The 21970-nt window shown below is 34.8% G+C and carries 16 protein-coding genes, 1 tRNA gene and 3 pseudogenes (1 of these 20 only partly in view); 6 read left to right on the forward strand and 14 right to left on the reverse strand.

All coding sequences use genetic code 11. The features are described 5' to 3' along the window. The 7 genes and pseudogenes from WG67_RS01360 to WG67_RS01390 form a co-directional block, all read right to left on the reverse strand. A pseudogene (locus WG67_RS01360) lies at window positions 1–830 on the reverse strand (cbb3-type cytochrome c oxidase subunit I); it reaches 430 nt to the left of the window's first position. Between the two features lie 34 nt (window positions 831–864). Next, window positions 865–2160: a Na+/H+ antiporter NhaC family protein gene (locus WG67_RS01365; protein WP_070356788.1), complete on the reverse strand. Its 1296-nt coding sequence runs from the start codon at window positions 2158–2160 to the stop codon at window positions 865–867. A 289-nt stretch (window positions 2161–2449) separates the two neighbouring features. Continuing rightward, window positions 2450–4903 carry an endopeptidase La gene (lon, locus tag WG67_RS01370; RefSeq protein ID WP_070356789.1) on the reverse strand — a complete coding sequence of 818 codons (2454 nt, stop codon included), beginning with the start codon at window positions 4901–4903 and terminating at the stop codon, window positions 2450–2452. A gap of 15 nt (window positions 4904–4918) precedes the next feature. After that, window positions 4919–6196, reverse strand: a complete 1278-nt coding sequence (clpX, locus tag WG67_RS01375; RefSeq protein ID WP_006279985.1) for an ATP-dependent Clp protease ATP-binding subunit ClpX — start codon at window positions 6194–6196, stop codon at window positions 4919–4921. Continuing rightward, entirely contained in the window at window positions 6196–6822 is a 627-nt protein-coding gene (gene clpP, locus WG67_RS01380) for an ATP-dependent Clp endopeptidase proteolytic subunit ClpP (protein ID WP_006280254.1), read from the reverse strand. Before clpP ends, clpX begins: the two co-directional genes overlap by 1 nt. A gap of 11 nt (window positions 6823–6833) precedes the next feature. After that, window positions 6834–8168: a trigger factor gene (gene tig / locus WG67_RS01385; protein ID WP_010962514.1), complete on the reverse strand. Its 1335-nt coding sequence runs from the start codon at window positions 8166–8168 to the stop codon at window positions 6834–6836. 158 nt (window positions 8169–8326) lie between these two features. After that, a tRNA-Leu gene (locus WG67_RS01390) sits at window positions 8327–8408 on the reverse strand. Between the two features lie 140 nt (window positions 8409–8548). On the opposite strand from WG67_RS01390, the gene WG67_RS01395 reads away from it, so the two are divergent. Then, a complete protein-coding gene (locus tag WG67_RS01395; RefSeq protein ID WP_010962515.1) occupies window positions 8549–9145 on the forward strand; it encodes a BON domain-containing protein in 597 nt (198 codons plus the stop codon). A 60-nt stretch (window positions 9146–9205) separates the two neighbouring features. Next, a complete protein-coding gene (gshB, locus tag WG67_RS01400; RefSeq protein ID WP_038198626.1) occupies window positions 9206–10135 on the forward strand; it encodes a glutathione synthase in 930 nt (309 codons plus the stop codon). On the opposite strand, the gene murG is transcribed toward gshB, so the two are convergent. Continuing rightward, a complete protein-coding gene (murG, locus tag WG67_RS01405; RefSeq protein WP_007549072.1) occupies window positions 10120–11151 on the reverse strand; it encodes an undecaprenyldiphospho-muramoylpentapeptide beta-N-acetylglucosaminyltransferase in 1032 nt (343 codons plus the stop codon). The two genes, gshB and murG, sit on opposite strands and share 16 nt — an antisense overlap. A gap of 69 nt (window positions 11152–11220) precedes the next feature. Between murG and WG67_RS01410 the strand changes: the two genes are divergently transcribed. Continuing rightward, window positions 11221–11613: a hypothetical protein gene (locus tag WG67_RS01410; RefSeq protein ID WP_006279962.1), complete on the forward strand. Its 393-nt coding sequence runs from the start codon at window positions 11221–11223 to the stop codon at window positions 11611–11613. A 5-nt stretch (window positions 11614–11618) separates the two neighbouring features. On the opposite strand, the gene lpdA is transcribed toward WG67_RS01410, so the two are convergent. The 4 genes and pseudogenes from lpdA to WG67_RS06865 all read right to left on the reverse strand — a co-directional run bounded on the left by lpdA (window position 11619) and on the right by WG67_RS06865 (window position 16312). Further along, complete coding sequence (gene lpdA / locus WG67_RS01415) at window positions 11619–12992, reverse strand: dihydrolipoyl dehydrogenase (RefSeq protein ID WP_010962518.1); 1374 nt, start codon at window positions 12990–12992, stop codon at window positions 11619–11621. 75 nt (window positions 12993–13067) lie between these two features. Continuing rightward, window positions 13068–13980: pseudogene (locus WG67_RS08095) on the reverse strand (IS110 family transposase). A gap of 484 nt (window positions 13981–14464) precedes the next feature. Further along, window positions 14465–15297 (reverse strand): IS5-like element ISWpi1 family transposase gene (locus WG67_RS05955; protein WP_094189578.1). Its coding sequence is split into 2 segments (ribosomal slippage): window positions 14465–14928 and window positions 14928–15297, totalling 834 coding nucleotides; the frame shifts between segments, so codons are not numbered across the junction. Window positions 15298–15324: 27 nt separating this feature from the next. Beyond that, window positions 15325–16312, reverse strand: a pseudogene (locus WG67_RS06865) (IS5 family transposase). A gap of 375 nt (window positions 16313–16687) precedes the next feature. Here WG67_RS06865 and WG67_RS01445 point away from each other — a divergent pair. The 3 genes from WG67_RS01445 to WG67_RS01450 all read left to right on the forward strand — a co-directional run bounded on the left by WG67_RS01445 (window position 16688) and on the right by WG67_RS01450 (window position 21056). After that, window positions 16688–18031, forward strand: coding sequence for an alanine:cation symporter family protein (locus WG67_RS01445; protein ID WP_038198671.1), 1344 nt, complete (start codon window positions 16688–16690; stop codon window positions 18029–18031). Window positions 18032–18066: 35 nt separating this feature from the next. Beyond that, window positions 18067–18225: a hypothetical protein gene (locus WG67_RS06590; protein WP_153296804.1), complete on the forward strand. Its 159-nt coding sequence runs from the start codon at window positions 18067–18069 to the stop codon at window positions 18223–18225. 152 nt (window positions 18226–18377) lie between these two features. Continuing rightward, window positions 18378–21056: a hypothetical protein gene (locus tag WG67_RS01450; RefSeq protein ID WP_070356791.1), complete on the forward strand. Its 2679-nt coding sequence runs from the start codon at window positions 18378–18380 to the stop codon at window positions 21054–21056. Here the strand turns inward: WG67_RS01450 and WG67_RS01455 are convergent. After that, the gene (locus WG67_RS01455) at window positions 21048–21644 is read right to left on the reverse strand and encodes a Maf family nucleotide pyrophosphatase (RefSeq protein ID WP_070356792.1); all 597 of its coding nucleotides are present in this window, start codon (window positions 21642–21644) and stop codon (window positions 21048–21050) included. The two genes, WG67_RS01450 and WG67_RS01455, sit on opposite strands and share 9 nt — an antisense overlap. After that, window positions 21622–21885, reverse strand: a complete 264-nt coding sequence (infA, locus tag WG67_RS01460; protein WP_007550159.1) for a translation initiation factor IF-1 — start codon at window positions 21883–21885, stop codon at window positions 21622–21624. The genes WG67_RS01455 and infA overlap by 23 nt, the downstream gene beginning before the upstream one ends. Window positions 21886–21970 lie beyond the last annotated feature (85 nt).

Below are 21970 nucleotides of genomic sequence, written 5' to 3' on the forward strand. Positions count from 1 at the left end.
ATAAAAGTTCTGATGTTGTAGCACACTAATATTATCAAAAAGCACGGCAAAACTGCTCCAGCAATCCTCATATGCCAAGTAAAAAACTGTATTAACTTGGCACTATCAACTGGATAAACAAAATATACAAACGGTGCGCCTACAGCTAAAATCGTGTTTATAAATAGTGGTAAAATAGTAATTTTATTGTTTGAAGCTAAACTAATATCATTGGAACTTAGCATTATTAAATAGACTAAAAACATTCCTTGAGTAAAAGCAAACTGCAATAAATGTCCGCCTCCCCAAAAGAGATATTCGTAAAATAAATTATTATCTGAGTGATATAGACCTGGAGGCATATTATTATATGCTAAAACAAAGCAAAGAAATGACGATACAAGTATAATAACTAGCCCAATTTGCCCAACAGAGAGAAATGAAACCTCTTTTTTTGATGTGTATGCTAGCATTGTATTTACTAATATACTGGCAATAAATAAACTGAGTCCAAGTAAAAATAATTTGTTTTGTAATACGGGAATATAGTTACTTTTGATAACTTCAGTGTTTGGAACGAATGCGGATATAAACATGAGCAGCATCGAAAGGGTTGATAGAACCCATGAAAAGTTAAACCAACTATTGGTATTTTGTAGGTTTATGATAAAGAGCAGAGATATTATAGAGCACATCCACACTAAAATTGACAAGTTCACGTGTATTACCAGCGCATTATCAAAAATATATTGTGCAGAAGGAACAAGAGAGGAGATAAAAGGCAATCGTAGAAAAATAACAATTATTGACAGTAACCCAGAGCAAGCAAGAGCACATACTGCCAAGAACATCCATTTTCTACAGAGCGGAGCGTTGTCTTGTATATTAAGCACAATCTTTTTTCTCAATTTTGTTCAATACAATATATAACACTGCAATAATACCTAAAACATAGCAATAGTATACGTGTGGCACGACTGCCAAAGGTGAAACTCCAGCAATAGTGCTAGCCAAAAGCAATTGAGCGCCATACGGTATTAATCCTTGAAATACACAAGAAAATATGCCTAGCCATGCTGCACTATAGTGAGGCGGTATTTCATATTTCTTAGCAATATCTCTAGCAATTTCACCACTAAAAATTATAGCGATGGTGTTATTTGCAAGTAAAATATCAAATATGCTGACTATTTTTGCAATAAATAATTGCGCAGTTTTTTGTCCACCACGTTGTATCATAACCCAAGATGAAAGTTTATCTGCAAGCTCCTTAGAATTTTTACCTACCAGTCCTGAAAGCCCGCCAACCATCAATGACAGTAGCATAATTTCATGCATACTCATAAACCCTTTGGTGATGTTTTGGCTTAAAAACAATAAACCATGATTGTTGTTATTTATAAATCCAATGATTCCAGCAAAAGTTATGCTTAAAACCAATGCCGTAAATACATTTATTCCAAAGTTTGCAAGCAATATAAGTATTATGTAAGGAGTCACAAGCAATAAAGAATACTCCTTAACTGAAATAGCAGCACTATTGCTTGAGCTATAAAATAATATAATTATTGTGAATATAGAAGCAATTAGTGCCACTTTTGCATTCAGTTTTAATTTTTTCTTTATATCAGCCTTTTGAGACATCACAGATGCAATTGTAGTATCAGAGATAATAGATAAATTGTCGCCAAACATTGCTCCTCCTACAACGGTTGCAACTCCTAAGGAAGGAGAAATCCCAGCTTGTGTCAGTTCAACTGCAATAGGAGCAATTGTTGCAATGGTGCCCATTGATGTACCAATAGCAGTGGAGATGAAAGCTGCTACAAAAAATAATCCTATGAGTAAAAATTGTGTTGGTATAAATGAAAGAGCCAAATTAACTGTGGCATCAGCACTACCGATTGCTTTAGTTACTTCACTGAATGCACCTGCAAGTAAGAAAATGGTACACATAGTGATAATATTACGATCTCTTACCCCATCTAGAAAGGCATACATTTTTTCTTCAGTATTGCCCTTGTATAAAACCCAACCCAGAGCTATGGCAGGAACAATGGCTACCAGTGGAGATAACTGATAAAAAGCATTTGACACGCCAAGAATAGTAAAATATATACCACTTCCTACAAAAAGAAATAGGAACAGTAAAATAGGCAAAAAATTTGTAAGATAAAACATACCTCTACTCCAGCTCTGATAAACGCAAATCAACTATGATATGATTTATATTATTATAAACCACAGTTAGCACCTTGACCAAGGTTTTTCTAGAAAGCAATCTACCAGAAAAGGTTTCCATGAAAAGGACTATTATAATATATCATCTACTTGAATAAAACTGGGAGATAGAATAAGTAAAAAATATGAATGACATAACAACAAAGCAAGTCATATCCTTATGGAATGCACAAGCTGGTAGATTCTTGCCGGATAAAAGAGAAATGGAGATTGATAATATTTTCTTAATCTAATGCTTCAATGTTTCCGATATAGGAAAAGTATCATCTTTATTTTCTATAGAGGAAGGGACACTATTTTGATTATCATCACCATTAATTGGAGTAGTAGGGTGCATTAAAGCAACTTTCATAACTTCATCAATATTCTTAGCAAAAACTACGTTGATCCCTTCTTTGATGCTTGCCGGAATTTCTTGCATATCTTTCTCATTTTCACTTGGTATAATCACAGTTTTGATTGATCCTCTGAGCGCTGCAAGCAATTTTTCTCTCAAGCCCCCGATAGCTAAAACTCTACCACGCAATGTCACTTCGCCTGTCATAGCAACATTTTTGTTAACTGGTATATTTGTCATAAGAGAAACAATAGACGTACATACCGCGCCGCCAGCAGAAGGGCCATCTTTTGGTGCAGCACCCTCAGGTACATGCAAATGTATATCATTATTTTGGAATTTTTCGGGCTTTATACCAAAAAACAAACAATTTGATCGAATATAACTATACGCAGCTTTTATAGATTCTTGCATAACCTCTCCAAGCTTTCCTGTGTATTTTATTTCTCCCTTGCCCGGAATTAGGACTGATTCTATCATCAAAATATCACCACCTGTTTCAGTATAGGCGAGCCCAGTTACTATTCCTACTAAACTCTCATTTTCCGCAATGCCAAAGGTATATTTACGTACCCCTAAATAATCTTGTAAATTGTCAACCCCTACGGATATTTTCTTATTTTTATCAGTCAATATTTCTTTAACTGCCTTTCTCATGAGCTTTGCAAGCTCCCTTTCCATACTCCGCACACCACTTTCACGTGTATATAAACGTATCAACTCGTATAACGCCTCATTAGTTATGTCCCATTCCTTCTGATACAAACCATGCTCCTTCTTTAACTTCGGAATAAGGTGGTGTGTAGCAATACTGATTTTTTCATCTTCAGTATACCCGGACAATTGTATAATTTCCATCCTATCACGCAAAGGATGTGGTAAATTTAAGCTGTTTGCCGTAGCTACAAACATTACACTTGAAAGATCAAACTCAACTTCCAAGTAATGATCCGTAAAGTGTTTATTGTGCTCAGTATCTAAAACCTCAAGTAATGCAGACGCAGGATCGCCACGCGAATCAGAACCCATCTTATCTATTTCATCAAGCAGAAAAAGCGGGTTGCATGAATTAGCTTTTTTCATGTGTTGAATGATTTTACCAGGCATTGAGCCAATATAAGTTTTCCTATGCCCTCGTATCTCAGACTCATCACGCACACCACCAAGAGCTATGCGAACAAAATCTCTTCCTACTGCTCTTGCCATAGACTTAGCTAAAGAAGTTTTACCAACACCTGGCGGTCCAACTAAGCAAAGTATAGGACCTTTTATCTCTTTTACTCTTTTTAATACCGCTAAAAATTCTATTATTCTATCTTTTACTTTCTCTATGCCATAATGATTTTCATCTAAGATTTTCTTAGCTGCATTTAAGTTAATTTTTGCATCTTTGTACTTTCCCCATGGCAACTCAAGCAACCAATGCAAGTAACTAGATATAACTGTAGCTTCAGGAGAAATGGGATTCATTTTCTTGTATCTCTTCAAATCAGTTATAGCTTTCTCTCTTGCTTCCTGAGAAAGCTTTGTTTCATTTATCTTTTTTTCAAATTCATTGAGTATATTCCCTTCATCACCATTCTCAAATTCGCCTAATTCTTTCTGTATAGCTTTCAATTGCTCGTTAAGGTAGTAAACTTTCTGAGTGCTTTCAACTTGCGATTTAATTGTCTTATATAAACGGTTTTGTGCGTTCAAAATACTCATTTCTCTCTCAATAAAAGCAAAAGCTTTTTTTAAACGCTCTTCTGGGTCATAAGCCTCAAGTATACTTTGTTTATCTGATACTTTTATATTTAAATGTGAAGCTACCGTGTCTACAAGTTGATCAACTTCTTTGATTTGATCAATGGAGTTAATGGCAACCTCGGGTTGATTTTTCTTGTTTAGCTTACACCAGCTATCGAACGCGTCTACAACAGACCGCCTTAAAGCTTCTAAATCAATATTGTCTTCATCTTCTTTATAATAATTGTCTAACTCTACCCTGGCTTGTAATAAAGTATGAGAGCTAATATATTCTACAACTCTTCCCCTTCTTATCCCCCGGATTATAACTTTTACTGCATTGTCAGGTAATTTTATTAACGGTTGTACAATGCTTGCTAACACACCTACTTCATAAAGATCTTCAGGCTCTGGATTATCAACAGAGCCATCTTTCTGTGCTACAAGAAAAATCTCATTTTGGTGATTACTACTACTTATTGCATACTCTAGTGCATTAACAGATTTTTCTCTGCCTATGAATAAAGGCACCATTATATTTGGAAAAATTACTACATCTCTTAAAGGTAATACTGGCAATGCAGTAAAACTAGAGCTTACAGCACGTTCAATGTTCATAATATATGCCTCAAATTAATCATTAACCGTTATAACATTGCCATTGTTATTATGATTAACCGTTGCTTTTCCTAATTCTACCATTTTCTTAGTGATTACTATAGTGCTACCTTCAAAGCCTCCGTTTCCAGATGTATACATAATGTCAAGCAAAAGTGACTCCAAGATAGCACGTAACATTCTTGCACCTGTTTTGTAGCTTATAGCCTTTTTAGCAATAGCTGATATTGCTTCATCTGAAAACTCAAGGTTTACTTTGCTAAACGCAAGCAATGCTTTGTACTGTTTTATTAGTGCATTCCTTGGCTCTGTCAACACATGTATTAAATCTTCATGATCCAGCTCATCTAAAACAGCAGTTATTGGAACCCGCCCTACAAATTCGGGTATTAAACCGAATTTGATTAAATCTTCAGGTTGAACATCATGTAAAGCATTCTTTTTCTTTTGCTCTTTAGACTGACTTATATCTGCTCCAAAGCCAACTGACGTTCCCTTTTTTCTCGCTTCAATAATTTTATCGAGGCCTTCAAAAGCTCCTCCACAAATAAACAGTATGTTACTAGTATCCACTTGTATAAACTCTTGTTGTGGGTGTTTTCGCCCTCCTTGTGGCGGAACATAAGCAACTGTACCCTCCATAATCTTAAGCAGAGCTTGCTGGACCCCTTCACCTGAAACGTCACGGGTTATTGAAGTGCTTTCAGATTTTCTTGTAATTTTGTCTATTTCATCTATAAACACTATACCACGCTGTGCTTTTACAACGTCATAATTTGCAGCTTGTAATAAACGCGACAACACGCTTTCTACATCATCACCCACATAACCTGCCTCAGTTAAAGTTGTCGCATCAGCCATAGCAAATGGCACATCTGAAACTTTAGCAAGTGTTTTGGCTAGCAAAGTCTTACCAGAACCAGTGGGACCAATAAGCATTATATTTGACTTCTCGATTTCAATATCACTTATAGCATGAAATTGTACCATGGATTGACAATGGTTATACATAGCTACAGATAAAACGTGTTGCGCGTGTTCTTGACCTACAACATGCTTGCTGAGAAAGTTTTTTATATCCTCAGGTTTCTTTAGTAATAGCTTCATATCAGATATACGATCTGAATTAAAAGATCTATCTTTCTTTTGACTTATTGCTTTATGGGATAATTCTATGCACTCATTACAAATAAACACCTTTAAACCATCCGAAGAGTTAGTAATCAATTTATCTACTTCATCTTGCGCCTTGTTGCAAAAAGAACAGTAGTGTAAATCATTATTGTTATCCATTAACCCACCTTTTGTTTAACTTTAATATTTTCAATTTCAATATCTGTACGCTCAGCTATCACCCTGTCAATTAAGCCAATTTTCCTTGCTTCTTCAGGATCCATGAATTTATCTCTTTCCATCATTCCTTCAATTTTCTTCAGTGAATTTCCAGTATGTTTTTCATAAATTTGATTTAGTTTTTTCTTAACCCGCAAAATTTCATTAGCATGTATTTCTATATCAGTTGCTTGACCATGATAACCACCAGATGGCTGATGTATCATAATTCTTGAATGAGGTAGAGAGTAGCGCTTACCTTTTGTACCAGCTGCAAGCAATAAAGAACCCATAGACGCAGCTTGACCTATACATAAAGTTGAAACGTCTGGGTTTATATACTGCATTGTATCGTAGATCGACAAACCAGCAGTTACAACACCACCTGGTGAGTTGATGTACATACAAATGTCTTTATCGGGATTTTCCGATTCTAAAAATAGAAGCTGTGCTACTATTACACTGGCCATATTGTCTTCAATAGGACCTGTTACAAAAATTATTCTTTCTTTCACTAGTCTTGAATATATGTCATAAGCGCGCTCACCGCGACTAGTTTGTTCAACTACAATTGGTATAAGAGTCATACCTTTCCCTATTAAATATTATCAAATAATTCCTTTAATTCTTTCACAGAAACAATCTGCTCTTCTTTACTAACTTTTTCTATTATATAATCTGTCACTTTATACTCAAGCGCTTGCCCTCTAACTAATTCTTGAAATTGTTTATTTGATTCAAAATGCTTAAGTACTCTGTCAAATTGCACATCTTTACTGACATATTGATTTACAATAACACTCAAAACATCATTTTGAGTTAATGATATTTTATGTTCTGCACTAAATTTCATAAATAACATAGCAAGCTTTACACGTTTTTCAGCTTCTTTACGAGAATCATTTTGAGCACCCAATTCTCCTTCCATTCTTTGTTGCTCCTGTTTTACTATGTCTGTGGGTAAATCAAAACTATAATTAGCATCCAAATAATCAAACAGCTCCTTTTTAATTAAGAGATTTCTCATTTCGGTGCACTGATCACCAATCATTTTTTTTGCATGATTTATTAGCAAAGAATAATCTTTAAACCCAATACTCTTAGCTATTTCATCATCATTTTCAAAATCTTTGGCAATTTGAATCTCATTAACTCGCACAGAAAAATCAGCTTCCTGTCCTGCAAGGGAAATGGCTTGGTAATTTTCAGGAAATTTCAACTTAAAGTTCTTTGTTTCTCCCTTTTTCATACCAGTTAATTGATCTTCAAAACCATTAATAAATGTGCCAGACCCTAAATTAACGGCAAAATTTTTGCTACTTCCACCTTGAAAGAGCTTATTCCTAATCCGCCCTTCAAAATCAATTATCAATTTATCCCCATCTTTCGCTTGATAAGAAGCATCATCAACAGAGGCGAAATTGGGGAACTTTGTTTTAATAGAATCAATAAATTCTTTTATATCTTCCTCTTCAATCTTTGCTTCAATTTTCTTTAAGTTTATTTTGTCAAGATCTATCACTGGTACTTCAGGCATCGACTCAAAAGATAGCTTGTATACAAAATTGCCCTCCTCATTTTCTTTGCCCAGATCTGGTAATGATATAACATCAACCTTAGGATAAATGTGAGACTTGACTTCAATTTTTTTCATCAAATCACTTGAGCAATAATCAATTGTATTATTTATCACATATTCCAAAGCCTCGTTTTTATAATTTGCAACAACAAGGTCATAGGGCATCTTTCCAGCCCTAAATCCAGGTGATTTTGCATTTTCTGCTATCTCTTGCAACCTGGAATTTACCTTTTGTTTTATATAATCACTACCAACTGTGATTTCATACTCATACTTTAGTTTATCTATACTAAGCTCTTTGTAGGTATATACGCTACTTACTTCGACTGTATTTTGAGGTATATTATTAGACATCATAATTCATTTATTAACATTTTAATTCATATCTTAATAGAGTCATTTTACCAGAATTTAAGTTAAACACAATCCTTAAGAACAGGTTTTTACACAAACAAAAGTGTATTTAGTGATTATAAATTTTCCCTTAAAACCTAAGTTACATGACTTTAAAGTGCGGATAGAGGGACTTGAACCCCCACGAGCAAGCTCACCAGGACCTAAACCTGGCACGTCTACCAATTCCGCCATATCCGCAAGAAATTTTTAGTACCCTATTATAGGTATTCCATTAAAAATATTCAAGGTTTAAAGTCTTACTTAATTTATGGTATTTACACAATCAAAAAAGCTTATTAACATTTCTTAATGAAACCTCTAAACCCTGAAAATCAATAATGAGATTAATAACAAGCTTCTTACTCGCAATTTTTTTGATTACACAAAGTGGTTGCACAACCCTTATAATAGGTGGTGTGGTGGCTACAGCGGCAGCAACAGCAATAACAATGCAGGACAAATCCTTGGGAAATATCATTGATGATACGACTATGGTCATCAGAATTAATAAGGGGCTCTTAAAACATGGGCTATTTTCATCCATAAAGGTTAAAGTAAGTGAAGGAAGAGTATTGCTCATTGGAAGTGTTGACACTCCTGAAAAACAACTTACAGCAGAAAAAATAGCTTGGCAGCAAAAAGAAATTAAAGAAGTGATAAATGAAATAAGAGTAATACCAATTCAAATGGCTTCCATGCTAGACACCACTGTAGATGGCATGATAACAGCGGAAATAAGAACAAGACTCCTGGGAAAAAGAAATATTAAGTCAATTAATTATAGCGTTAATACGGTTGATAGAGTTGTTTATTTGATGGGTATAGCCCAAAATAAAGCGGAATTAAAAGCTGTAATAGCAATTGCAAGAAAAGTAAAGGGAGTAAAACAAGTTGTAAGTTATGTACGATACAGGTACAGTAAGTTACGCCATTAGGCAAAAATCGCTTTCAAATTATAACATTTGTACAGTTGTGACAATAGGTAGAGAACATAAATGAAAATTGCCTTTCAGATGGATGAAAATATAAATTTTGAAACTGATACTACATTTGCGCTAATAAAAGAAGCACAAAGGAGGGGGTATGAAATTTTTGTTTATACTCCTGATAATTTAGCACTAAAGCTAAACTATCCAATTGCTTTTGCTCAGAAAGTCAGCGTTGATGATTTTAGTTTTATCTCCAAAAAAGATGTAGCTATCAACTTGAATGAAATGAACATCATATTTATCAGACAGGATCCACCTTTTGATATGCGTTACATTACAACAACATATATCTTAGAAAAAACTAGCGCATTGGTAATTAACAATCCAACAGAAATAAGAAATTGTCCTGAAAAATTGATAACTTCATTATTTCCAGAACTAATTCCGCCAACTTTGATTACTGAAAATATATCAATGATTAGAGATTTCTACTACAACTATCAAGATATTATTCTGAAGCCATTGTATAGTTATGGAGGAAACGATGTGATAAGAATACAAGATGAGAATAGTATTCAAGTAGTAGTGGATCTCATGATAGCAAAATACGAATGCCCTGTGATTGCACAATCATTTTGTAAAAACATAGATAAAGATAAAAGAATATTGCTACTTTATGGCCAACCAATTGGTGTAATGAAACGAATTCCAAAAATCAGTGGAGAGATCAGAACAAACATGCGACTTGGAGCAAGTTTTGAGCCCGCTCAAATGAACGATAGAAACAATGAAATATGTAACAAAATTGGTCCTGAATTAAAGAAAAGAGGGCTAATATTTGTTGGTATTGATATTATAGATGACTTCCTGCTCGAAATTAACACAACTTCACCCACGGGAGTAGTTTATATCAATAAATTGTATAATATATCGCTAGAAAAGGATCTTTGGGACGTGTTTGAAGAAAAAGCAAGCAGCCATCAACTAAACCTGTGAACAATCACCTTAACAAACTCAGTAGTCCCATTCTTTATCCCTGTTTTTTCTGTACTATTGGTCATATCACGCAATTTTTGAGAATTATTTAATAGATCAAATAGTACCTCTGTTAGATTTTTTTTTGCTTCACTATTCTGCTTAACTATTATAGCTGCTCTCGAGTCTTCAATATATTTTGCGTTATAAAATTGGTGATTATCTTTTGAGTAAGGGTAAGGAATATATATAGCAGAACGCCTAGCAAGAGTGATCTCTGCTATTGAAGTTGCTCCTGCTCTGCTAATTACCAAGTGAGCATTGGCCAGTCTATTCTCCATATCATCAAAAAATTCACTCAATTCACAATCGATCTTTTCACTTTTGTATAGACTTTTGACCTTGTTTACATTTTTCTTCGTACATTGCTGCGTCACTCTAATTTTCTTTTTCATTTTAATAGGTAAATCACAAATTACGCTGCTTACTACATCATCAAAAAAATTTGCACCTTGGCTGCCTGCTATGACCAATATATTTAGGATTTTCTCAGTGCTAGAATGGCTCTGTGCTTTTATATCAACAAAATTTCCTGTAAAAATACATTTATTGCCCTCTGCATATTTAGTCTCCGGAAAGCTGGTTGCAATTAATTTTGCACTCTTGAAAAAGAATCTATTTACTCTCCCTAAAACTGTGTTTTGTTCATGTAAAATTATAGGTATAGAAAGAACTCTTGCTGCAAGAAGAGTTGGAAAAGAAGCATAGCTACCAAAACCAATGACCGATTTTGGTTTTAATTTTCTTACTTGATACAGTGCTAACATAGAGCTGTATATCAAGAAAAGGAAAAACTTAAATTTGTTGCTGCTTGGTCTACGTAATGGTAAGGTGTAGCTTTCTATGTCGGTATTTTTATTTGTTTTTTTATCAGTGAATAATATGCAATTGTATCCTTGTGTCTTTAGTGCTTTTGCTAAAGCTATGGCCGGAAAGATATGCCCACCTGTGCCACCTGTTGCTAAAATAATATCCATCTGTAAATAATAAATCCTAGATTGTTAACTGTTATTTAACAATTTGCACGTAGAATTTTATTAAGCATTATGATAGTTGAGTTAAAAATGCCTAAAAGTAATAGTAAAAAAGAACCTAATGAGAAAAATAAACCTCAAGAACAAAGAGAAGGCAGAAGCGGAGGTTTTTTAGAACTGCTAAAAAATATAATAAAAATTCTTTTCAATTCGGTCGTTGACCTACCTGAGCACGAGCAGCATAATAAAATGAAAAGCACTAATCTACAACAAGGTTTGGATACTAAAGGAAAAGGCCCAGAAGATCTTCATCCAAAGGCAAAGCTTGAAGTTAAAGAAGCAGCTAAGGGATTGAAAGAAGAGTTACAGAATTCTGATGCTGGTGGTAATCAATCTATTGAAACTAAAGTGCCTAATCAAACTACTACTCAAGACATTGACAACTCTAAAACGATGGAACGTTAGTTCAACTATTTAACATCTGCAGCAAGCACTGATTCATGTATCATCTCTGAAATGGTTGGATGAGGAAAAATCGTAGATTTTATGTCGAAGTCTGTTCCTTCTAGTTGCTTTGCAAGAGCAAAATTGCTAATTAACTCCGTTACTTCTGCACCTATCATGTGGCTACCCAGAATTTCTCCGGTTTTTTTATCTATAATCGTTTTCACTAACCCTTCAGTTTCACTGAGTGCAACAGATTTACCATTAAAGTTAGAGTGAAATTTTCCTATTTTTATATCATACCCACCTTTTATTGCCTGTTCCTCAGTAAGGCCGATGCTCGCTATTTGTGGATGAGAATAAGTGCAATTTGGTATGCATTCTTTTTTTAACGCATGAGCATTTTTACCAGCAATCTTTTCAATGCAGATCACGGCTTCATGGCTCGCTTTATGTGCTAAACATGGTGGGCCAGCTACATCACCTATTGCATACACATTTGATTCACTAGTTTCATACCATTCATTCGTTTCAATAAAGCCAGAAGGGCTTAATTTAATTTTTGTATTTTCTAAACCTATATTTTCAATATTTGCTTGAATTCCAACCGCAACAATCACCCTCTCAAATTCTTTGCTCTCACCACTACTTAGTAGCACTTGAGCAGAGTCTTTACTTTTAGTAAGAGCTTTTACGCTACTGTTTGTATATATTTTTATCCCCTGTTTTGTGAATATTTCTTGTGCTAAATCTGAAATGTCCTTATCCTCCAGCGGCAAAATAGTGCTCTTTATCTCTATGATTGTTACATCAACCCCCAAAGTACTATAAAAACTTGCAAATTCTATTCCAATTGCACCAGACCCTATAATTAGTAGCGATTTTGGTAATCTCTCTGGAGTCATAGCGTGCTGCGCATTCCATATTAAATCTCCATCTGCCTCTATTCCAGGCAGATTCCGTGCCCTCACGCCTGTTGCCAAAATGATATGCTTGGAAACAATTTCTTGTTCTTCCTTATCGCTAACGACTTTTATAGTACCATTGCCTGCAAGTTTACCAAAACCTTGATGAACTTTGATATTATTTTTTTTCATCAAATATGCAACACCGCTTGACAATTTATCAACAACGTTTCTTGAGTATTTCACTATTGATTGTATATCAAAATTCGCTCCCTTTACTTCTATACCAAACTCTTTTGATCTTTTTATTAGCCTATAAACCTCAGATGCTCTAAGCAGTGATTTTGTTGGTATACATCCCCAATTTAAGCATATACCGCCTAAATTTTTTTCTTTTTCCACAATTGCAGTTTTAAACCCAAGCTGTGCCGCCCTAATTGCCGCTATATAACCACCAGGACCGCTACCTATAACCGTAATATCATACTCATTCATCAGTTTTCTTCGTATTCAAAAAGATTATATATAACAGATGGAACCCATACAATCAATGGTCTGTCATCTACCGTCTTAAGAGTCAAGATAAAAGTTGTTATTTTTTATCATGGCATTTAAACAAACGATAATTTTTCTCATGACAGCAACTAATGCAACCTTAGAGGTTGTCCGGAATCAAGTAAACGCTGATAAAACGCTTTCATTTTTCTGTTGTGGCGCATAGCAACAAGAGCTGACATGTATAGTGCTTTCCTTGCATAAAACCTGCCTCCTTTGATTTGAGCTTTGCCAACTTTTCTTCCACTTTCACTAGTTTTAGGTGCAACTCCAACTAAGCATGCAATTTCTCTATTCTCTAATCTACCAAGCTCAGGCACCTCTGTCAGTAGAACGCTCGCCGTCTTTGATCCAATACCTTTATAGCTGATTAAAAGCTCATTTTTTCCTTTCAATTCAGCTATTGCGTCTTCTATGTCTTGCCTAATTTCTTTCAATTGTTTTTCAGTAAACCCTATCTGTCTTTCTATGTATTCTCTAGCTTTTCCCGTCGCACTTTGCAGGCGACACTTGTTTGCATGAATTGCATCATTTAAATTACGCTCAACTGCCCCCAGCTCCTTTAATTCCTCTTGCTTTTGTGAAATTATACATCCTTTTACTTTACCGTCTTTACTGACAAATTCAGCGTATTTTTCCAGTAATTTAGCATCTAACTTGTCAGTTTTTGCAAAATGATTGCAAGCTTTGGCAAATGCATATACCCGATTCGGGTGAGCTTTATGGACAGTTATCTTGCAACAATTTTATAATGAGCTTTTCATAGCCACCAGCTTACACATAACTTGATGGGTAAATCGACTATATTTGTTTCTATAAACTTAGATATAGCATCACTCACGTTTGCTATGCGCTTATGCTTGCCATTAATTGAGATGTCCAATGCTTCCTTGGAAACATCTACTCCCATGAAAATTATTCTAGCCATTTTTGTACCTATAAATATAATCAAACAATAATGCAAAATGCTGTATACAGGATTGTAATTCGATCTTTTAGATCCACCTACCGTTCGTACTACATTTTGCTTTAAGCCTTACTATTACCCACAAATAAAAACATAGTATTGTATTTACTCAAATAATTTAATTTTATTAACCTGAAAGCTTATTAGATTAAAATTATTAAACTAAGAGTTATAATTTTAGCAACTAAAAGCTGTAAATTGCACCATATAAACAGTTATTTCAAGCAAAAGTTATGCCATTAAGAGCTATGCAACAAACATTTATATTTGTGGGTAATAGTAAGATCTAAATCCGATAGAGCATTGTTGGCACACCATCAAAAGTCGCCTCAGACCTCTAATGCATCAATGTACAAACTTACACCTTTTAGTTGGTAATACCATTTTAGACGTTTATCATTCGTTTTAGAAAATACTTTTAGAGGTTGTCCGGAAACTAGTAAATTCAAGCATATTCCCTCTTTAACATAACCCTACTCATAGCTAGGTATATGAAATTCTCAGTGGATGTTGTGAGTAAATCATACTCCTTCGATAGCCTTCTATTCCTATTAACCCAAGCAAAAGTCCTTTCTACAACCCATCTTCTTGGCTGTACTTTAAACCCTTGTTCTCTTGTTGGTAGTAGCTCAGGTGGCGTATCTTTGTGCACCCAAAATCTACATGGAGGCCTTTTAACAATTTCAATATCTATGTCATATTCTTCCTTTATGTGATTCTTTAAATTTCTTCCTTGGTATCCCATGTCAGCCCACATTTTTTTAACTTTAGTATATTTTGTTCTCATATTGTTTAATGCTATTTTAATACCATCTCTATCATTTTCGTTAGCAGCGCCTACGTAACAACCTAGTATAAAACCCTGAGTGTCTGTAATTATATGCCTTTTTCTACCCTTTACTTTTTTACTTCCATCATAGCCTTTGATCCCCCCTTTTCTGTAGTCTTTACAGATTGACTATCTACTATACAGGCACTCGGCTGCTCATTCCTTCCTATTTTTCTTCTACTATATTTTGTAATTTCATAATTCATTTTCTCAAAAATTCCCTGCTTCTTCCATTGCCTGAACTGCTCATACACAGTCTTCCATAGCGGAAAATCATTTGGTAAATACCGCCATTGACACCCTGTACGCAATACATAGAAAATTGCTTCTAATATTTCTCTTTTGCTATACTTTGGCGGCCTTCCTCCTTTCTTGTATGATACTCTGAAGTGTTTTTCTATTCTTGCCCATTCCCTTTCGCTTAGATCTGTTGGATACTTTTTTCTCATCTTTACCCCGTACTAAAATTTCAGATATTATAGCCTTTTACTTGTTTCCGGACAACCTCTTAATGTCTTATTAGCAATATCTAATTTAGCCATGCCTATTTCAGTAAATTTGTTAAGCAAATAACATTTGAGTAGCAGTTCCCTCTCACGATTCATTTCAGATTTGTTCCTAAAACTAAATCCAAATGTCTTTTTTAATCGCGAGAAAAAACCTTCTATATAAGATCTTTTTCCATAACTCATCTCTTTTTTCCACTTCTTTATACCATCTTCATCATATGACTTTATGATCTTGACTGCAGAATTTCTCTCAGCCATATAGTCTAACTTTGGATGCTCTGTTGCGTTGTTTTTCGGAGGAATTTTCGTTTTTATACCATATTGATTACACAGCTTATAGAGCTTTTCTCTGTCATATGCCCTATCTGCATATAGTACTTTTATGACATACTGAAAATCGACTTCTTTTAGCAAATCACAAGCTCCATAGTGATCAGAGTAGACACCGTTACTGTATTTCACAGCTATGGCTTTTTTGCTGTTTGTATTCAACATTACATGCAATTTTCTTGTCTGTTCATAGCTGCGATACTTTCTATCTTCGCTATTTTCTTTGCTATGACCAGGAGTGTTGTTGTATATACTAATTCCTGTACTGTCTATAGCAATTTCGATATCTTCCATATTATTTTCTGCAATCATTGATCTTAATATTGAGTTTCTTAAACCTTCTTGATGATTGTGAATAGCTGATAACTTGCAAATTTTTCCCAATTTGCTCAAGGTATCCTGCTATAAACCCAACTGTTTGCCTCAGGCCTATTCTAAATAAACAAGTTATTATGTGCACCAAAATTACAACTTTATCGCTATAAATATTGTTGCCACCTGGTATTTTTGGACCATTCTCGTACCACTTTTCTATGGCTTCGTTGATATAATGAAAAATATTTCCTCTTTTTTCTAGAAATTTGTTATATTCGCTATGGTTACTGACCCTCATTTTTTGTGGCATATTTTTTCTTCAACAGTTAAATCGCTATTTATAATGAATTTTGTCAGTAATNNCTAATTTTTCTGCTGCTATGCAACAAAGCTCACTGGGATCCAGATTGGACACTAAGTTGGTGAGTATAAAAGTAGCTAACCTTATGTTAAAACACAATATTTTTGGTGAGGGGTTGCATTAAAAGCTGGATTCCAGTGTCAAGCACTGGAATGACATCGTCTTAACATTGTACCATATTACAATGTTCGTACAGTTATGTGTCACGCTACTTGGATGACAAGAAAAGGTTTCTAGAATGACGGAAACGAAGTCATACATAGAAAATAGGTTAGGTATTTTCAATTTTTGTTGTATACTCAAATAAAAATCTCACTTTTACAGATGGATACAGTAAAGTTTGTTTTATTACTGCCAACAATATTACTCATGCTAGTTGCTGGTGTTTACCTATCGATTAAACTAAAATGGCTACAGGTATTTAGATTACCATACGCCCTTTCACTCCTTGGAGCTAAAAAAGGAGAAAATAAATTTTCTTCTATAGCCGCTCTGTTTACAATTTTAGGGGGAAATTTAGGAGTAGGAAATATTTCAGGAACTGCTGTTGCTCTAAAAACCGGAGGACCGGGCTCTATTTTATGGATGGCAATAATTATTGTTATCACTTCTGTGATAAAATATGTCACTTGTTATCTAAGTATAAAAACCAGAAAGGAAAAGAACGAACGGTTTATAGGTGGCCCTGTAGCCTACATGACTGATGCGTTTAACTCTAGGAAGGCCACAATTGTCTTTCTAGTTATCATGATGATGGTTTCAATAACAGTTGGTAACCTTGTTCAGGTAAATTCTCTATCAATACCACTTAATATGATAGATGTGCCTGTAGTTGTTGGTGGCATTGTAATGGCCATAATATTTTTTGTTGTTGCAGCTCTCAGCTTAAAAAAAATTAAAATTTTTATATCGGCTATGATACCGATAATGACGGTAAGTTACCTAACACTTTGCGGTATCATATTATTTAAATTTAGTGAAAATATTCTTCCTTCTCTAAAACTAATAACAAGCAGTTTTTTTACAACTAGTAGCTTTAACTCTGGTTTATCTCTAGGTTTGATTTTAGAAATGTTGACTATTATTCAAGTTGGAACTTTGCGAGGTATTTTTGCAACAGATATAGGGCTTGGCCTCGAAGGAATCGTACATTCTTCAATTGTTCCTAAGAAAAATAATAATAAATTTATTATTGAACAGAGCCTAATCACAATAATATCGCCTTTTATAGTTGCATTCATAGTGTTTATTACAACAATGGTACTGCTTGTCACAGATTCTTGGGTCACTGATTTAGAGAGTACTAACATGTGCATATTTGCTTTTAGAAAAGCTATGAATTGGCCCTATATTGACTATTTAATTATGGCCATAATGTTTTGTTTTGCCTTTACTACTATTTTTACTTGGTTTTTTTGCTCAAAACAGACAATACGCTATGTGTCTATGGATAATAAATACACTAAAATCTGGATTGTAATTTTTACCATGATCATTCCGCTTGGTGCGATAGGTAAAGTCCGGTTGCTATGGGATGTTGCTGATATCTCGATTGCTGCTTTGTTGTTTATCAACATACTCGCTATACTCAAGCTAACCTCTCAAGATCCAGAAGTGTTTACTATGAGTAGCAGATATTTGAAGTTGCAAAAACAGAGCTATAGCTAAAGCAATTTAGGCTATGCAGCTGTTGTGATATAAGAGTGATTTCCGCCAAGAAGGATGTCATCCCAGTGCCCAGACACTGGGATCCAGGAATCTTGATTGGCACTAAGTTAGTGAGCATAAAAGTAGCTAATCTTATGTTAAAACACAACATTTTTGATGGGGTTCGTGAAAGGCTGGATTCCAGACTGGAATGACAACTTAAATCGTTTGATGTTACCATAAAATAGCTTGTGTCATCACATTAGTAACACAACCTTCCTTAATAAAAATTCAACCAATGCTTGTGATAATTATATTAGCTAGTATTAGCTAGAACTAAAGGCAGAGGGTTATTAGTGAGGGATATATGGGCACTAACGATACACAACAAGAACACATTTATAATGAGCGCATTCAAGAAATTTTTCCTTTATTTGATAAAATAAAAAAGGAAGACGACCCAATTTATAATGCTAGAGTTGATTTTAACACAGTAAAGTTTTTAACAAAACACGCCAACTGGAATTGGGACGAAGAAGAAAACAAAGATAAAGCATATGGAGTTATTCTTCAGAAATGCGACAAGACAAAGAAAGCTGGACAAGACCTTGAAAGTGAAGTTAAAGAAAGGTTGAAAGAGTATGTTGATGATGTTGCAGGAGTTTCAATATACGGTAATCACGCAAGTATTACGCTGGGAAATAACAAAAAAGAGTTTAAAATCAGCGAATTTTTAAACAGTGATTTTTGTGAGAAGAATGAAATCTCGGGATTTTCAACATTGCATAGTGATGGAAAGAGCGGAATGCATGGTTTTGTTGCCGAGGAAGAAGGGAAAAAAATAAGACATTATGTCGTAACTGATGGTTCATATGAAATGACTTTAAAGTGGTATGCGGAGGGGAAGGAATGTAAGATCAAAATTAAGATTGATGCTAACGGTGTAGACCTTGTTAAAGGTGATGATTTTTCTCTAGAACGGTTAGAAGTAAACAGAGATGTAAAAATAGGTGGTTTATTCTTGCATGAAATACAATTCAGGGAGAAAGGACAAGGAAAAGCGAATGAGATGCAACATAATAAAGACAGTAACGAGCTATCATCTGAAACTACAACAAGAATTGATGTTAATAGAGGTGTTAGCGTTCAAGCTACTGATATAACTCAAAAAAAAGAAGACCACCATTCACATTTTGGACTACAATCTAACAGCAGAAGGCAGTCTTACGATAGCGGAATTGGAAAAGATTTTGACGATAAAATTAATTCTCAGGAGGCTAAAGAAAAGCGTGAGCTTAGACAAGCAGCACGAGAAGCAAATTCGGGAGGTCAAGTTTATAACCTACAATCGCTTTTTGAGGAGAATCCTCAGAACAAAAAAACTCCTCCGCCACTTCCACCTAGAACTAGTTCACTACCACCTAAAAAAGGTGTTTTCGATGAGCAAGGGGGAGCCAAATCTGGAAGCCAAAAACCAGATGACTTGCGCGAAAATGAGCAAACACCTAATAATCAGCAAAAAGGTGCAACTTCTGATTCTTCAGATAGTTCTACTTTCACCAAGTCTGTAAGCCACAATCAAGATAATAGGCAAGAAGATGAACGGTATGACAATCCTACATTTGGACATGCTGTACCTGGAAGCCAAAAACCAGATAGAAGTGAGCAAACACCTAATGATCAGCAACAACCTAAAACCCAGCAACAAGAAGGAAATAGCAAAGGCGATCTGTTACAAGACATCAGAAATTTCAAGAAAAACAACTTACGGCACATTGATGTTGATGATAGAAAAGCATCAATTGCAGGAAGTAGAAAAAATAACCCATCACCGTTAGAGACATTAAAGGACATAATTCCTTATTCATCTTCTCCAGATAACAGTGATAACCAAGATGCTAGTGATGCTAAGTGGAAAGAAAGTGAACAGCCGCTCTCTGCTACAGCACTCAATAATAAAAGTGACTCGGGCTATTCATCTCCAACTCATGACAATAATGAACAATCTCAAGTAAATCCTGAACAGTTAAAGAAGAGCTTAGAGAACATTGAACAAAGTGATCAAACTCCACCTGAAAATCTTCTTAAAGAAATCAGAGATAGATCACAGCAGGATAATAGAGGATTAAGGCAAGTTGATCCTACTGATAAACTGTCACAAGATAAAGAAGATGGATTGCAAAAAGACGATTTAGCAGATGTAAAAATAGTGGAAGGTCCAACTATTAGTGTCTCTGCTTCAACACCAAATAGTATAAGTGATTCAGGCTATATATCTCCAACTAATAGTGATAGTAAATCTCAAACAGATTTAAAACAGGTAGGAAGGAAATTAGAAGAACATATTAGACAAAGTAATCTAACTCTATTTGAAGAACTTAAAAATACATTAGGTCAAGAAAATCTCGGGTTAAAATCAGCTGATCAGAGTCAGATTAGCGAAGAAACTAAAAAACGCTTGAGAGAAGTTGGGTTGCTAAAAGACAGCTCAACAGACATAAAAGCAAACGATTCGGGCTATTCATCTCCAACTCATGACAATAATGAACAATCTCAAGTAAATCCTGAACAGTTAAAGAAGAGCTTAGAAAACATTGAACCAAAAGAAATCGGAGATACGAGTGAGTTAAAAGGAGCATTGGGAAACCCGGATAAAGGGTTAAGAGAACCGGCACAACAGGCTACTAAAGAAAATATTCCTAAAGATTCATTCTCAGAAAACATTTTAGAAAAGATAGGAGAAGGTAAACAATATGACCCTACACGTAAGTGGTTAGAAAAAACAGTGGCAGAACGAGAAAATAATGACACTAATCCAACTGTAGATAAAAATAGCGAACTATATAAATTACTAGAGAAAGATGAAGCACAACTGAAAGCTGGAGTAATAGAAGAAGAAAGAGGAGATACTTTAACAGAACACACTGATGGTTATGATCGCAATAGAATTGCATTAGCTAACAGAAATAAAAGACCACTAGATTGGGCTAAACAGGTTGCTGAGTCACAACAAAAAAAAGATACTAATAAAGGTATTTCAATATAAATTGAAGTTAAAATAATTGCTTAGCAAACAATAGGTTTCATGTAATGGTAACCCTATAACGGAAGAGTAGGAGCCGCGTAAGAACAATACGAACACTCCAGCTAGGCCTTGTATATTGCATCCCCCCGCCCTATTTTTCCACTCTTCTGATGCTAAATAATACTTAATTTCTTGTTCACTGAGACGTTTAAATTTCACTATTGTAACCACAGTCCTGATATGTTGTTTAGATTGATCGGGAGTTAATAGACATACACTGGTGTATACTCTATGCCTTCTTCCTGATAACAAGCGGATACATTTTTCTGCTTGCTCAACGTTTTCAGCTTTGAGCAATATCCTTCTACCACAAGCAACAACTGTATCAACACCAAGCACAAAATAATTTGAATTTAAACTTTGTATTTTCTCAGCTTTACTTTTTGCCATACGGATTGAGTAATCCTTCGGAAGTTCCTTTTTTAAAGGGGCTTCATCTATATCTGCTGGCAAAATTAAACCTGGCTCAATGTTTATTTGTTTTAGTAAAGCTATACGCCTTTTCGATGATGAAGCAAGAATAAGATTATTTAGAGATCGTTCTGTCACTTGTACCTTTAAGCCTTCTAATGATCCTACCCTTTCTCGCATTCCTATCGTAAATGCTCATCTCAACTAACACCCTATCCCCTATAATGATGCGTATTTTACTTCTTCTCACTTTCCCTGATACATGACAGATAATCTCATGTTCATTGTCCAGTTTCACTCTAAATTCTGCTGCAGGTAGTAAAGCAGTTACTGCCCCTTCCACTTCAAAAATTGTTTTCGATTTCTCGTCTTTTATCATATGTTATATTATAATTTAATAATCTTTTTTAGTCTACTATAGATTTTAAATTATTATCAACACAAAAGACCTTTTGCGCCCCACT

The organism is Wolbachia endosymbiont of Drosophila incompta, assembly GCF_001758565.1.
Taxonomy (GTDB): Bacteria; Pseudomonadota; Alphaproteobacteria; order Rickettsiales; family Anaplasmataceae; genus Wolbachia; species Wolbachia pipientis.

Coding starts and splice junctions, on each gene's coding strand:
- WG67_RS01365 (WP_070356788.1), bottom strand. CDS start 2,160: ATGTTTTATCTTACAAATTTTTTGCCTATTTTACTGTTCCTATTTCTT.
- lon (WP_070356789.1), bottom strand. CDS start 4,903: ATGAACATTGAACGTGCTGTAAGCTCTAGTTTTACTGCATTGCCAGTA.
- clpX (WP_006279985.1), bottom strand. CDS start 6,196: ATGGATAACAATAATGATTTACACTACTGTTCTTTTTGCAACAAGGCG.
- clpP (WP_006280254.1), bottom strand. CDS start 6,822: ATGACTCTTATACCAATTGTAGTTGAACAAACTAGTCGCGGTGAGCGC.
- tig (WP_010962514.1), bottom strand. CDS start 8,168: ATGTCTAATAATATACCTCAAAATACAGTCGAAGTAAGTAGCGTATAT.
- WG67_RS01395 (WP_010962515.1), top strand. CDS start 8,549: ATGAGATTAATAACAAGCTTCTTACTCGCAATTTTTTTGATTACACAA.
- gshB (WP_038198626.1), top strand. CDS start 9,206: ATGAAAATTGCCTTTCAGATGGATGAAAATATAAATTTTGAAACTGAT.
- murG (WP_007549072.1), bottom strand. CDS start 11,151: ATGGATATTATTTTAGCAACAGGTGGCACAGGTGGGCATATCTTTCCG.
- WG67_RS01410 (WP_006279962.1), top strand. CDS start 11,221: ATGATAGTTGAGTTAAAAATGCCTAAAAGTAATAGTAAAAAAGAACCT.
- lpdA (WP_010962518.1), bottom strand. CDS start 12,992: ATGAATGAGTATGATATTACGGTTATAGGTAGCGGTCCTGGTGGTTAT.
- WG67_RS01445 (WP_038198671.1), top strand. CDS start 16,688: ATGGATACAGTAAAGTTTGTTTTATTACTGCCAACAATATTACTCATG.
- WG67_RS01450 (WP_070356791.1), top strand. CDS start 18,378: ATGGGCACTAACGATACACAACAAGAACACATTTATAATGAGCGCATT.
- infA (WP_007550159.1), bottom strand. CDS start 21,885: ATGATAAAAGACGAGAAATCGAAAACAATTTTTGAAGTGGAAGGGGCA.